At 65.2% G+C, this 12,523-nt stretch carries 12 protein-coding genes; 8 read left to right on the plus strand and 4 right to left on the minus strand.

Going from position 1 to position 12,523, the window contains the following annotated elements:
* Window positions 1-317 precede the first annotated feature (317 nt).
* Genes AC1DV8_RS22780 through AC1DV8_RS22795 form a run of 4 tightly spaced genes read left to right on the plus strand, consistent with a single transcriptional unit; the run spans window position 318 to window position 3,109 of the window.
* Window positions 318-959: a ThuA domain-containing protein gene (locus AC1DV8_RS22780; protein WP_477159031.1), complete on the plus strand. Its 642-nt coding sequence runs from the start codon at window positions 318-320 to the stop codon at window positions 957-959.
* Window positions 944-1,984 (plus strand): aldo/keto reductase, encoded by a 1,041-nt coding sequence (locus AC1DV8_RS22785; protein ID WP_477152340.1) that lies wholly within the window; start codon window positions 944-946, stop codon window positions 1,982-1,984. The genes AC1DV8_RS22780 and AC1DV8_RS22785 overlap by 16 nt, the downstream gene beginning before the upstream one ends.
* 44 nt (window positions 1,985-2,028) lie before the next feature.
* Window positions 2,029-2,703, plus strand: a complete 675-nt coding sequence (locus AC1DV8_RS22790) for a dienelactone hydrolase family protein (protein WP_477152341.1) — start codon at window positions 2,029-2,031, stop codon at window positions 2,701-2,703.
* Window positions 2,704-2,758: 55 nt separating this feature from the next.
* Window positions 2,759-3,109 carry a hypothetical protein gene (locus AC1DV8_RS22795; RefSeq protein WP_477152342.1) on the plus strand — a complete coding sequence of 117 codons (351 nt, stop codon included), beginning with the start codon at window positions 2,759-2,761 and terminating at the stop codon, window positions 3,107-3,109.
* Here the strand turns inward: AC1DV8_RS22795 and AC1DV8_RS22800 are convergent.
* Together AC1DV8_RS22800 and AC1DV8_RS22805 are read right to left on the minus strand one after the other, a co-directional pair.
* The gene (locus AC1DV8_RS22800; RefSeq protein WP_477152343.1) at window positions 3,106-3,669 is read right to left on the minus strand and encodes a DUF1697 domain-containing protein; all 564 of its coding nucleotides are present in this window, start codon (window positions 3,667-3,669) and stop codon (window positions 3,106-3,108) included. The two genes, AC1DV8_RS22795 and AC1DV8_RS22800, sit on opposite strands and share 4 nt — an antisense overlap.
* A gap of 78 nt (window positions 3,670-3,747) precedes the next feature.
* A complete protein-coding gene (locus AC1DV8_RS22805; protein ID WP_477152344.1) occupies window positions 3,748-4,311 on the minus strand; it encodes a GcrA family cell cycle regulator in 564 nt (187 codons plus the stop codon).
* A gap of 393 nt (window positions 4,312-4,704) precedes the next feature.
* Here AC1DV8_RS22805 and AC1DV8_RS22810 point away from each other — a divergent pair, with 393 nt between their 5' ends.
* The 4 genes from AC1DV8_RS22810 (at window position 4,705) to AC1DV8_RS22825 (ending at window position 8,836) form a co-directional block, all read left to right on the plus strand.
* The gene (locus AC1DV8_RS22810; RefSeq protein ID WP_477152345.1) at window positions 4,705-5,901 is read left to right on the plus strand and encodes an acetylornithine transaminase; all 1,197 of its coding nucleotides are present in this window, start codon (window positions 4,705-4,707) and stop codon (window positions 5,899-5,901) included.
* A gap of 79 nt (window positions 5,902-5,980) precedes the next feature.
* Window positions 5,981-6,916 carry an ornithine carbamoyltransferase gene (gene argF / locus AC1DV8_RS22815; RefSeq protein ID WP_477159032.1) on the plus strand — a complete coding sequence of 312 codons (936 nt, stop codon included), beginning with the start codon at window positions 5,981-5,983 and terminating at the stop codon, window positions 6,914-6,916.
* A gap of 90 nt (window positions 6,917-7,006) precedes the next feature.
* Window positions 7,007-8,020: an Hsp33 family molecular chaperone gene (locus AC1DV8_RS22820; RefSeq protein ID WP_477152347.1), complete on the plus strand. Its 1,014-nt coding sequence runs from the start codon at window positions 7,007-7,009 to the stop codon at window positions 8,018-8,020.
* Window positions 8,021-8,134: 114 nt separating this feature from the next.
* Window positions 8,135-8,836 (plus strand): methyltransferase family protein, encoded by a 702-nt coding sequence (locus AC1DV8_RS22825; RefSeq protein ID WP_477152348.1) that lies wholly within the window; start codon window positions 8,135-8,137, stop codon window positions 8,834-8,836.
* On the opposite strand, the gene AC1DV8_RS22830 is transcribed toward AC1DV8_RS22825, so the two are convergent.
* Together AC1DV8_RS22830 and AC1DV8_RS22835 are read right to left on the minus strand one after the other, a co-directional pair.
* Complete coding sequence (locus tag AC1DV8_RS22830) at window positions 8,837-10,789, minus strand: MacB family efflux pump subunit (RefSeq protein ID WP_477159033.1); 1,953 nt, start codon at window positions 10,787-10,789, stop codon at window positions 8,837-8,839.
* Between the two features lie 10 nt (window positions 10,790-10,799).
* Entirely contained in the window at window positions 10,800-12,014 is a 1,215-nt protein-coding gene (locus tag AC1DV8_RS22835) for an efflux RND transporter periplasmic adaptor subunit (protein ID WP_477159034.1), read from the minus strand.
* Between the last annotated feature and the right edge of the window lie 509 nt (window positions 12,015-12,523).

Consider the following 12,523-nt stretch of genomic DNA (forward strand, 5'->3'; position numbering starts at 1 on the left):
CGGCGAGGCGTGAGCCTCTTTCATCTGCGGACTACCGCTACGGGGCAAACGCCTCGCCGGTCCCGCTTCGTTCCCTACCGGGAACGGCTCTTTGAAACTCCGAAGCCCCTGGGGCTGTCGGACCTGTTCGCTTGTCGTGATCTCACCCCGCCCACGGCGTCACCCCGGCGAAGGCCGGGGCCCATCCTGAGGTGCTTCGGCACCAGCACGTGAGCCAAAACATCCCGGCCCCGCGTCCCTTTCATCCCAATTGTCACTTGCCTTAACCCGCTGCCTTTGTTCAGGTCTCCCGCCGGTTCTCGGCAAGGACGAGGATAATGAAGACAGCATTGGTCGTATGGGGCGGGCTCGAATTGCACGAGCCCGAGAAGGGCGCGCACGTCGTGCGTGAGATCCTCGAAGGCGAGGGATTTGGCGTTACCGTGACGGACGACTACACCGCGCTCGGCGGCGAGAATGTCGGCTCCTACGACCTGATCGTGCCGCAGATCACCGGCGGTGAACTCGACCGCGAGAACTCCATCCGCTTCTGCGCCGCCATCGAAGCCGGCACCGGCCTCGCCGGTTTCCACCACGCCCTCGCCACCAGCTTTCCCGGCAACGCGCGGATGCGCTTCCTCGGCGGCTGCACCTTCGCAACCCACCCCGGCGACATCATCACCTACCGGGTCGACCCGAGGGTCACCGACGATCCGATCATGGCCGGCATCCACAGCTTCGAGCACACCTCTGAGCAGTACTACATGCACGTCGATCCCACCGTTGAGGTCCTGGCCACCACCACCTTCTCCGGCGAGCACGCCTTCTGGAAAAAGGGCGCCAAGATGCCGGTGGTCTACAAGTCCGCCTACGGCCACGGCCGCGTCTTCTACACGGCGCTCGGCCACAAGCCGGCCGAACTCGACAAGCCCGAGATCAAGACCATCCTGCACCGGGGGCTCCTGTGGGCAGCTCGTTGATCCCCGTCCGTCCCGTCGGCAAGACCGGCCTCGACATCAGCCGCATCGGCTTCGGCGGCGCGCCGCTCGGCGACCTCAAGCGCGCCCCGACCGATGCCGGGGCGCGTGAAGTGCTGCAGGCCGCCTGGGACGCCGGCATCCGCTACTTCGATACCGCGCCGTTCTACGGCGCCGGCCTGTCGGAACGTCGCATCGGCGATTTTCTCCGCGATAAGCCCCGCGACAGCTACACGCTCTCGACCAAGGTCGGGCGCCTCCTGGTGCCGGACCGCGCCTTCGCCATGGAGCGCCTTGGCGATCCCCGCGCCATGCCGTTCCGCCCGGTGTTCGATTTCACCTATGACGGGGTGATGAAGAGCTACGACAACTCGCTGCAGCGGCTCGGACTCGAGAGCATCGACATCCTGTTCCTCCACGACATCGGCGCCTTCAGCCAGCGCGAGCGCCATGCCGAGACCATGCGCCAGGCCCTCGAAGGCGGCGGCATTCGCGCCCTCGAGGAACTGCGGTCCTCGGGCGCCGTGAAGGCCATCGGGGCAGGTGTCAACGAGTGGCAGATCATCGACGAACTGATGAACCATGCCCACTTCGACATCTTCCTCCTCGCCAACCGCTACACCTTGCTGGACCAGCAGGTGATCGACACCCTGCTGCCGCGTGTCCTGCGTGAAGGCGTCGCCATCGTCGATGGCGCCCCGCTCAACAGCGGCATCCTCGCCACCGGCCCGATCCCCGGCGCACAGTTCGACTACGCCCAGGCCAGCCCCGAAATGATCGAGAAAACCCGCCGCATCCAGGAGCTATGCAGCAAGCACGGCACTACCCTGATCCGCGCCGCGCTCAATTTCCCGCTCGGTCACGACGCGATCACCGCCATCATCCCCGGCTTCTCCAACGTCGCCGAGTTCAACGACAACCTCGCCGGCTACCGCAAGCCGATCCCCGATGCGCTATGGTCCGAGCTCAAGGCCGAGGGCCTGCTGCACCCGGCCGCACCTGGCCCCGCAACGCCGATCCTGACCTAGCGATCCATCCTCCCTTCCCAAGCCATTCTGACCGGAGTTTCCCCATGGGCGAACGTATCAAACTCACCGCTTCCGACGGCTTCGTCCTCAACGCCTACCGCGCCGAGCCGGAAGGCAAGCCGCGCGGCGGCGTGGTGCTCATCCAGGAAGTCTGGGGCCTCAGCAACTGGGTCCGCAGCGTCGCCGACCGCTGGGCCCGCCATGGCTACCTGACCATCGCCCCGGCGATGTTCGACCGCGCCGAGTACGGCTTTGAAAGCGAGAACTACGGTGCCGACCATTTCCCTTTGGTCGGTGAGCTGATGAAGAAGTTCTCGATGGATACCGCCATGACCGATGTGGAGGCCGCCATCGCCGCGGCTTCCGAGGGTGGCAAGGTCGGTATCACCGGCTACTGCTTTGGCGGCCGCGTCAGCTGGATCGCCGCCAGCAAGGTCGCGGGCCTCAGCGCCGCCTCCGGTTACTATGGCGGCGGCGTGCCGAACTACATCGAGCTCACCCCGAACGTGCCGCTCGAAATGCACTACGGCGACAAGGATCAGGGCATCCCGCTGGAGCAGGTCGAGCAACTGAAGGCCCGCCACCCGGAGGTCGACATCTACGTCTACAACGGCGATCACGGCTTCTGTAACAGCGACCGCCCGGAGAAGTTCGACGAGGCCTCCTGCACCAAGGCCTCGGTCCGCTCACTGGAGTTCTTTCATAAGCACCTCGGCTGACCTCCCGCGCCACCTCGCCTATCTCGAGGAAGCGATCGCCGACGCGCGGCGGGCCATGCTGTCGCGCAAGAAGGCGATGCTGGCGGCCCTCCTGGTCGATGCCTACGCCGACCGTCTGTTCGCTGCCCGCGCCGAACCGGCGGGCGATGTGCTGGAGTTCCGGGCCGGCCTCGCCAGCGCTCATCCGGCGCTGGCGCTGGTCTTTGACCTCGTTGCCGGGCGCGCCGAACTCGTCACCGAAGCCGTCGAAGTGCCACTCGCCGACTACGGCAAGCTCAGCGTCGAGGACTTCATGGTCAGCCTCTACAACGGCCACACTGTCCAGCGTATCCGCATCGTCACTGCAGATGGCACGCGGGAAGACGCTCAGGACGTATTGGCGAAAGCATTCGCAGCCCTGCGCTAGTCCTTCACCGCTTCCAGCAGTTCGAGCAGCTTCTGTGTCGTCTGCCAGCTGCGGATGGTCATCGACTTGTAGAGCGGCGAGGCGACGATGCGACCGAGCCGGCTCTTGGTGCGTTCCGCGCTGAGCCGCTGCGAGTAGATCATGCCCTCGCCAGGCCAGACCTTGTCGACCCCGTCGCGCGGCTTGAACACGGCAAACGCCTCGTCCCGGTCGATGTCCATCAGGAAGATCGCATCGCTGTGGTACTTGTCCGGCTCGTCGCCGAACCCCTTGGGCCGCTTGTCGAGCACCGCTTTGAGCTGGTTGTGGCTGAGCACCAGCACTTTGACCAGTTCATCATCGAGCTTGAACGTCGAGGTCAGCTCCTCCTCGATCTTCCGCGCAATCGTCTTGGCCGCGAGGTTGGAGCGGAAAATGGCGTTGCCACTGGCGATGTAAGTCGAGACGCCCTCGAGCCCGATGTCTTCGAGCAGCTTCTTCAGCCCCGCCATAGGCACCTTGTTCTTGCCACCGACATTGATGCCGCGCAGCAGCGCCAGGTAGGTCGTCGTCGTGGGCATTTATCCCCCCATTCCCCGGACCGGCTAAAACGACAAAGGCCGGGATCAAACCCGGCCTTTGGAGAAACTATGAACCGCTCAGCGCTTCTTCTTGTCGATCTGATGGTAGGCCCGGCGCGAGTGGAACTCGCAGTAGGGCTTACCCTCGTTCGAGTGCTGGCCGCAGAAGTAGAAATCGGGCGTCAGCGGGTCGCCGATCGGCCACTTGCAGGTGTGCTCGCTCAGTTGCAGCAGCGTCAGCCGCTGCTCCACCGGGATGAAGAGCTCGGCCGCCTGCGGCGCCATCTCCATCTCGACCGCGAACTCCTCGTCCATCTTCAGCGCCGTGGCGCCCTGGATCGCACCGCCACCACCGCCGCCGACATTCATCGAGTTGCGGGTCTTCATCACCGTGCCAAGCCCGCTCGAACGCGAGGTGCTGGCAGGCGACGAAACACGGCGCGCAGCCGGCCGCGGTGCAGTACGCACACGAGGGGTCGACGTCGCCGGCTTGGCGCGCCCCGAGAGCTTCAGGCGATGCACCTTGCCGATCACCGCGTTGCGGGTGACGCCTTCGCCCAATACCCCAGCGATCTGACTGGCGCTCAGCCCCTCAAGCCAAAGTTTCTTGAGCAGCTCGACGCGTTCTTCAGTCCAGCCCATCAACAATCCGCTCCTAAACCGCCATTCAGGACTCTGACGGACTCCTCAGCCGTGCCGTTGCCTCAGCAACAGCCCGATACGCTACGCATCGTAGGTCTGATGGGTCCGCCACACGAGATATCGTGTCCCAACGCCTTGATACTACACGGGTCGCGGAATCCCGTGCAAGAGTCGCAGCCGTTTTACACGGGGAAAAAGCGTCTGCAATTTGGCAGTCGGGGGAAGCCGGTTCAAATCAGGCACTTGGAGCCCGGAATCCCCGTTTCCGTTGACTTAAGTACTCCACAAAGGCATATGGAGAGCCTGCAACGCGCCGCATTTTCGCAGCGCGTTTTTGGTTTTTGTGGGGCTTTTGCAACAGTCCCGAAACGAGCCCATGAAAGGGGTGCGAAGATGTCTGCGCTGTACGGTACGTATGCCCGGTCCGACCTCGCTTTTGAGCGGGGCGAGGGCGTGCGATTGTTCGCGCAGGACGGCACTCCCTACCTTGATTTCCATGCCGGCGTGGCCGTCAACGCCCTCGGCCATGGCGACCCGCACATGGTCGCGGCGCTGAAGGCAGCGGCCGAGAAGGTCTGGCACACCGCCAACACCTTCACCATTCCCGAGCAGGAGCGGCTGGGCCAGCGGTTGGTCGAGAACACCTTCGCCGATGCGTGCTTCTTCACCAACTCGGGCACCGAGGCAGTGGAATGCGCGGTCAAGACCGCCCGGCACTACTTCTGGGCCAAGGGCGAGAAGGATCGCTACGAGATCATCGCCTTCACCGGCTCGTTCCACGGCCGTACCATGGGCATGATCGCCGCCTCCGGCAACGAGCACTATCTCGAAGGCTTCGGTCCGCCGCTTGAAGGCTTCAAGCACCTGGCCCCGGGCGATCTCGATGCGGTCAAGGCCGCCATCACCCCCAAGACCTGCGCCATCCTCATCGAGCCGGTGCAGGGCGAGGGCGGCGTCACCGCCATGACCGCCGAATACATGCGCGGCCTGCGCGCGCTCTGCGACAAGCACGGCATGCTGCTGATCCTCGACGAAGTGCAGTGTGGCTATGGCCGGACCGGCAAGTTCTTTGCCTATGAGTGGTCTGGCATCGAGCCCGACATCATGGCCGTGGCCAAAGGCATCGGCGCCGGCTTCCCACTCGGCGCCTGCCTCGCCAAGGGCGAAGTGGCCAAGTCCATGATCCCCGGCACCCACGGCTCGACCTATGGCGGCAACCCCCTGGCTTCGGCCATGGGCAACGCAGTGCTCGACCGCATGCTGGCGCCCGGCTTCTTCGAGCATGTCGAAAAGATGGGCCAGCGGCTCAGTTGGCACCTGCAGCAGCTGGCCCAGCGCTTCCCCAACCAGGTGCTCGAGCAGCGCGGCAAGGGCCTGCTCGCAGGCATCCGCATCGCTTCGCCGGTGCGCGACGTCGCGGCACGTCTCCGCGACGAGCATCATATGCTGGCCATGACCGCCAACGAGAACGTGCTTCGTTTGTTGCCGCCACTGGTGGTGACCGAAGCCGACATCGAAGAGGCCATGGGCAAGCTCGCGGCCGTCTTCGAGGCGATCGAAGCCGAGGCCCCCAGCAAGGCCACCGCCTGACCCCATTCACGGCACGCGATCTGAAGGGCGGGAGACAGCAGCTCCCGCTCGGCGCGTTCCGAAAAGGAGAGGTCCCAAAATGACCGCTACCCCACCTAGGCACTTCCTCAACCTCGACGATTTCGATGCCACGACGCTGCGCGGCATGCTCAGCCAGGCCGTCGAACTCAAGGACCGACTGAAAAAGGGCGATCGACCGCTGCTCCTCAAGGACAAGGTGCTGGCGATGATCTTCGAGCGCCAGTCTACCCGTACCCGCGTCAGCTTCGATGTCGGCATGCGCCAGCTCGGCGGCGAGACCATCTTCCTCACCGGCCAGGAAATGCAGCTTTCCCGCGAGGAGACGCTCGCCGACACCGCCAAGGTAATGTCGCGCTACGTCGATGCGATCATGATCCGCATTCTGACCCATCAGGATCTGCTCGATCTGGCCGAGGCCGCTACCGTTCCAGTGATCAACGGCCTCACCCGCCGCGCCCATCCGTGCCAGGTGATGGCCGACGTGATGACGTTCGAAGAGCACCGCGGCAACATCAAGGGCGCCAAGGTCGCCTGGGTCGGCGACAGCAACAATGTGCTGGCCAGCTGGGTGAATGCCGCCGAGCTCTTCGGCGCCGACCTCACCATCGCCGTTCCCGAGGAATACGCCCCGGAAAAGGACCTGCTTGCCGACATCAAGAAGGCCGGCGCAGCGGTGAAATTGATCGAGGATCCCGAGGAAGCGGTGCGCGACGCCGACCTCATCATCACAGATACCTGGGTGTCGATGGGCGACACCGATGCCGCCGAGCGTCGCCGGGCCTTGAAACCCTACCAGGTGAATACCCAATTGATGGCCTTGGCCGATAAGGACGCGCTGTTCATGCACTGCCTTCCGGCCCACCGCGGCGACGAGGTGACCGACGAGGTCATAGACGGGCCGCAATCGGTGGTCTTTGATGAAGCCGAAAACCGGCTTCACGCCCAAAAGGCGATCCTGTGCTGGGCACTGGGCCAAGACCGGCAGAACATCTAGCGTTCTGCGATACTATTATGCGCGACACGAACCAGCGCGGAACCCGGTCCGGGAGCGGAGCGGTGTTGTTCCGCGAGATTGGATTATTGGATGACTCAGACTGAGCTCAGCTCCTATGGCCTCGATCGCCCGGAATCCGGCGACGATGTCGTGGTGCCCTTCACCCTGGACCGGCTCGATGGCCGCGGCCGCATCGTCCGCCTCGGGCCGGCGCTCGATGCGATCCTGACCCGTCACAACTATCCGGCTCCCGTTGCTCGCCTCCTCGGCGAAGCCGTCGTGCTGGCCGCGTTGATCGGCTCCTCGCTGAAGTTCGAGGGCAAGTTCATCCTCCAGACCCAGACCGATGGGCCGGTGAACCTGATCGTCGTCGATCTCGACGCGCCGGACGGCCTGCGCGGCTATGCCCGCTTCGACGCCGACGCGGTGATGAATGCTATCCAGCGTGGCGAAACCCAGCCGGGCCAGCTGCTCGGCAAGGGCCACCTCGCCATGACCGTCGACCAGGGCAGCCACATGGAGCGCTACCAGGGCATCGTCGCGCTGGAAGGCGGCTCGCTCGAAGACGTAGCGCACGCCTATTTCCAGCAGTCCGAGCAGATCCCGACGCTGGTCCGCCTTGCGGTGGCACAGCACTCAGTGCGCGGCGAGGGCGGCCCGCACTGGCGCGCCGGCGGTGCGCTGGTGCAGTTCCTGCCGCCGCACGGCCAGTCGGTGATGCCGGATCTGCCGGGCGACGGCGATTTCGACAACCCCGAGACCGCCGATCCGGATTTTGTCGAAGACGACAAGTGGACGCAGACCCGTTCGCTGCTCTCGACCGTCGGCGACGACGAACTGGCCGATCCGGACGTCTCGGCCGAGCGGCTGCTGGTCCGCCTGTTCCACGAGCCGGGCGTGCGCATCTTCGCCCCGATCGAGCTCGAGGAGCGCTGCACCTGTTCAGCCGAGCGGATCGAGGCCATGCTGCGCGACAACTTCTCGCCCGAAGAGCGCGAGGAGATGGTCATCGACGGTGAGATCGAAGTGGTCTGCGAGTTCTGCTCGGCCGACTACCACTTCAAGCCGCACGAGTTCGACGACCACCACTCGCACCAGCACTAGCATGTTGCCTCCCCTGCATTGGGGAGGCGACCCAAATTCGGCCCGTACGGCGCCGGTTGTGCGTGACTCCGTGCAGGCGCGGGCGTAAAATACAGGGGTATGCGGAGGTCTGTGATGTCCGACGCCACCCACCCAGGATTTGGTTCCGACGAATACCGCGCCCTCGGCTCGCTCGCTGTGAGCCTGCTGGTCATGTGCGCACTGCTGTTCTTCCCCGCCGGCACCTTCGGCTGGGCCCGCGGCTGGTGGTACCTCGTCGTCTTTGTCGCCGCCGTCCTCGTCGCGATGGTCTACATCTGGCGCGCCGATCCTGAACTGTTCGCCATCCGCCGCAAGCCGCAGGCAGGAACCAAAACGTGGGACCTTGCTTTCGTCGCCGTCACCCTCACGTCCATGGCCGCCATCCTGCCGGTCGCCGGGCTCGACTATCGCTTCGGCTGGTCGCAATTGCCCGATGGCATGGTGTGGCTCGGCTACCTGATCTTCGCCGCCGGCTTCGGGCTCACGGCCTGGGCGCAGGGGGTGAACCGGCACTTCGAACTGACGGTGCGCATCCAGACCGATCGCGGCCACAAGGTTATCGACGCCGGTCCCTACGCCACGGTCCGCCACCCGGGCTATATCGGCGGCGCGGCGTTGGGCTTCGGCACGGCGCTGGCGCTGGGCTCGATCGTGGCCGTCATCCCCGCCATCATCTGTGCTGTCGCATTGGCCCTGAGGACGCTCGCCGAAGAGGCGACGCTCAGCGAGGAACTGCCTGGCTATTCCGACTACATGCGCAGGGTTCGCTTCCGCTGGGTCCCGGGCATCTGGTGATCACTCGCTGGCCAGCGCCACCACCGGATCGAGCCGCGCCGCCGACCGGGCCGGCATGAAGCCGAACAGCACGCCGATCAGGCTCGACGAGACGAAGGCGGCGATGATCGTCGTCGGCGAGTAGATGAAGCTCAGGCCGCTCACAAGCTTCTCGACGCCAAACCCGATCCCCAGCGACAGCAGCACGCCCACCGTGCCGCCGATCAGGCACACCAGCACCGCCTCGATCAGGAACTGCTGCAGGATATCGCCTTGGCGCGCTCCGACCGCCATGCGCACCCCGATCTCACGGGTCCGCTCGCGCACCGACACCAGCATGATGTTCATCACCCCGATGCCGCCGACGATCAGCGAGATCACCGCGATGGCCGAGATCAGCAGCGTCAGCGTCTGCGACGTCGACTGGATGGTCTCGCGGATGGTGTCCGTGTTCTGCAGGCTGAAATCCACCGTGCCGTGCCGCCGCTCCAGCAGTGCCTCGATCTCCGCCTGCGCCTCGGTGACATCGGCACTGTCGGCGACGCGCACCGTGATGGTCGAGAGCCAGCTCTGGCCGAGGATCCGGGACATCGCCGTCGTGTAGGGCATCCAGATGCTGATCGAGTTCGACTGCGGCCCGAAATTGTTGGTGCTCGCGGCCACAACGCCGATGATCCTGAGCGGCACATTGCCCACCAGCACGACCTGGCCGACCGCGTCCTCGCCATTGGTGAACAGCGTGTCGCGCGCCGTGGTGTCTATCACCGCCACCTGTGCCAGCGAGCTGACCCCGCCCTCGTCGAATGCCGCGCCTTCGACGAAGCTGCGATTGTTGACGCGGAAATAGTCGGGCCCGACACCCTGGACCTGCGCCCCGGCGCTGATGTTGCGATAGCGCGCGGTGCCGTTGCTCGACACCTGCGGCGTGACGCTGTCGGCATACTTCTCTGCCGCGATCACCGCCGCATCGGCCGGCACTAGCGTGCGGATCGCGTCGCGCCGCCGGTCGGCGGCGTTCGTCCCGGGCAGGATGTTGATGGTGTTGGTGCCGATCGAGCTGATCCGGTCCAGCACCGTCTGCTGGCTGCCTTGCCCAAGCGCCACCACCGACACTACGGACGCGATGCCGATGATGATGCCGAGCATGGTGAGGAAGGTACGCAGCCGATGGCTCGATAGCGCTCTCAGCGCCATCTGGAACGCTTCGCCGACGCGATCCAATGCCTCGCGCCACCGCGGGATCCGCTTGATCGTCTCGGGGGCACGCGCCGCCGGAGCGTTCGCATCGTCCTTGCGGCGGTCGGCGATGATCACGCCGTCGCTGAGTTCCACGACGCGGTCTGCCTGCGCTGCGACTGCCGGATCGTGGGTCACGATGATGATGGTATGGCCCTCGGCGTTGAGCTCCTTGAGCAGCGCCATCAGCTCCTTGCCGCTCTTTGAATCGAGCGCACCGGTCGGTTCGTCCGCGAGGATGATCTCGCCGCCATTGATCAGCGCCCGCGCCACGCTGACGCGCTGCTGCTGGCCGCCCGACAGGGCATTGGGCCGATGCGTCATCCGATCGCCGAGGCCAAGTCGCTCGAGCAGCTTGTGCGCCCGCTCGCGGCGCGCTTCCTTGCGCGCCCCGGCATAGATCGCCGGCACCTCGACATTCTCGAGCGCGTCGAGGTCGGCGAGCAGCTGGTAGCGCTGGAAGATGAAACCGAAATGCTCACGGCGCAGCTCAGCGAGTTCGTTCGGCTCGAGCCGCGAGATGTCGCGCCCGTTGAGCCGGTACTCACCGGTCCAGCCATTGTCGAGGCAGCCGAGCACGTTCATCAGCGTCGACTTGCCCGACCCCGACTGGCCCATGATGGCGATCATCTCGCCGGCCTGGATGTCGAGGTCGATATCCTTCAGCACGGTGATCGTTTCGGCCCCGATCGGGTACTCGCGGCGCAGCTGCCGGATGGAGATCAGCGGTTCGCTCATCGCCCCGACCTCAGCGCATCACCATCATCGGTGGCCCGCCGCCGCCGGTGAGAATGTTGCGCGTGCCGCCCTGCGCGTTGCCGGAGCGGGCGGTACCGGGAGCGGCCGTGGTGTTGATCACGAGGTCACCCTCGTCGAGCCCCGCGACCACCTCGGCGGTGACGTTATTGTTGAGGCCGATGGTGACCTTCTTGGGCTCGACAGCTTCCTTCTGCTGGTCCCACACGGGGAGCATATAGCTGCCATCCCGGTCCTTGCGGGTCAGCACGGAAGCGGGGATGGTCAGCACGTTGTCGGCCGACTTCAGCACGATCGTCACCTGCGCCGTCATCGAGATGCGCAGCTTGTGGTCCGGGTTATCCACGTCGAACAGGCCGTTGTAGTAGACGGCCGTCGCGGAGGTGCTCGACGAAGCGTCGTCCGAGGCGATCGAATCCGGTGCCGGCTCCACCGCACGCAGCGTTGCGTCGATGCGCGTATCGGGGTCGCCGAGAATGGTGAAATACACCTTCTGCCCCGGCTCAACCCGCGGCACGTCGGCTTCCGAGATCTCGGCCTTCACCACCATCTTGTCGAGGTTGGCGAGCTTGACGATGGTCGGTGACGAATTGTTGGCGTTGACCGACTGGCCAACCTCCACCGACACGGCCACCACCGTGCCGTCGGACGGGGCCACGATCTTGGTGCGGTCGAGGTTGAGCTGTGCCGCCTCGACATTGATCTGCGCCTGATCGATCTGCGCGTCGATCGCCTGCAACTGCCCCTCGGCGGTCTGCACCGCGAGTTGCGCCGTTTGCAGGTCGGCATCGGAGATCAGTTTCTGCGGGCTCAGCTTTTCGGCGCGTTCCAGCGCGGTCTTCGCCTGTGCCAGGTTCGCCGCCTGGATGGTCTTCTGCGCCTGGGTATTGGCGAGCGACGCCTGCGCTGCCTTCACCGCGTTTTCCTGGTTCAGCGAGTCGATTTCGGCAATCACGTCGCCGGCCTTCACGTCATCGCCGAGCTGGACGTTGAGGGTCTTGATCCGCCCCGAAACCTCGGCGCCGACGCTGACCAGCGAACTGGCCTCAATGACGCCCGAGGCGAGCACCGTCTCTTCGATATTGCCGCGCGCCACCGGTGTCGTCCGCGGCACTTCGTCCTTGGCCGGCGCGCTGAACACCAGCCAGCCGGCGCCCGCCGCCCCGACCACCACCAGCAACGCAATCCACTTGAACCACCGCTTCATCGCACACCTTCAACCGCATTCCGCCCGCCTTAGACTTAGGAAGCCAGGGCCGGGAAGTCGCATTAGAGCTTGGTAAGCTGGGTGAATTCTTGGAAAGGTCGGAGACGTAACACGGGCGACACTGTGGTGGGTGCCAACCTCGGGGCGAGCGAACAGGTCCGACCGCCTTTCGGCTTCGGAGTTTTCAAAGAACCTTCCCCTCATCGAGGAAGACGAAGCGGGACCGGCGAGGCGTTTGCCCCGTAGCGGTAGTCCGCAGATGAATGAGGCTCACGCCTCGCCGGCCGGCCGGGGTTTTGGGCCTATGCCACCAGGGCCGGGGCGCATCCCCTGCCGCATCGCGAGAACGATGGGACCTCAGTCGGCGGCCGGAATGCCAGCACCGCGTTTCCTTGCTCCCGCCCGGCTCATGCGTGCCAGGCTTCGTCCCTTGGGCCACTCCGCATCGAGCGACCCTCGCGTGATAGCGGCTTGACCGGCGAACCGGTCCTTGCCGTGATGGTTTCCGC

The sequence above is a fragment of the Devosia sp. P3_B2 genome, assembly GCF_056402875.1.

Coding starts and splice junctions, on each gene's coding strand:
- AC1DV8_RS22780 (WP_477159031.1), top strand. CDS start 318: ATGAAGACAGCATTGGTCGTATGGGGCGGGCTCGAATTGCACGAGCCC.
- AC1DV8_RS22790 (WP_477152341.1), top strand. CDS start 2,029: ATGGGCGAACGTATCAAACTCACCGCTTCCGACGGCTTCGTCCTCAAC.
- AC1DV8_RS22795 (WP_477152342.1), top strand. CDS start 2,759: ATGCTGTCGCGCAAGAAGGCGATGCTGGCGGCCCTCCTGGTCGATGCC.
- AC1DV8_RS22800 (WP_477152343.1), bottom strand. CDS start 3,669: ATGCCCACGACGACGACCTACCTGGCGCTGCTGCGCGGCATCAATGTC.
- AC1DV8_RS22805 (WP_477152344.1), bottom strand. CDS start 4,311: ATGGGCTGGACTGAAGAACGCGTCGAGCTGCTCAAGAAACTTTGGCTT.
- AC1DV8_RS22810 (WP_477152345.1), top strand. CDS start 4,705: ATGTCTGCGCTGTACGGTACGTATGCCCGGTCCGACCTCGCTTTTGAG.
- argF (WP_477159032.1), top strand. CDS start 5,981: ATGACCGCTACCCCACCTAGGCACTTCCTCAACCTCGACGATTTCGAT.
- AC1DV8_RS22820 (WP_477152347.1), top strand. CDS start 7,007: ATGACTCAGACTGAGCTCAGCTCCTATGGCCTCGATCGCCCGGAATCC.
- AC1DV8_RS22825 (WP_477152348.1), top strand. CDS start 8,135: ATGTCCGACGCCACCCACCCAGGATTTGGTTCCGACGAATACCGCGCC.
- AC1DV8_RS22830 (WP_477159033.1), bottom strand. CDS start 10,789: ATGAGCGAACCGCTGATCTCCATCCGGCAGCTGCGCCGCGAGTACCCG.
- AC1DV8_RS22835 (WP_477159034.1), bottom strand. CDS start 12,014: ATGAAGCGGTGGTTCAAGTGGATTGCGTTGCTGGTGGTGGTCGGGGCG.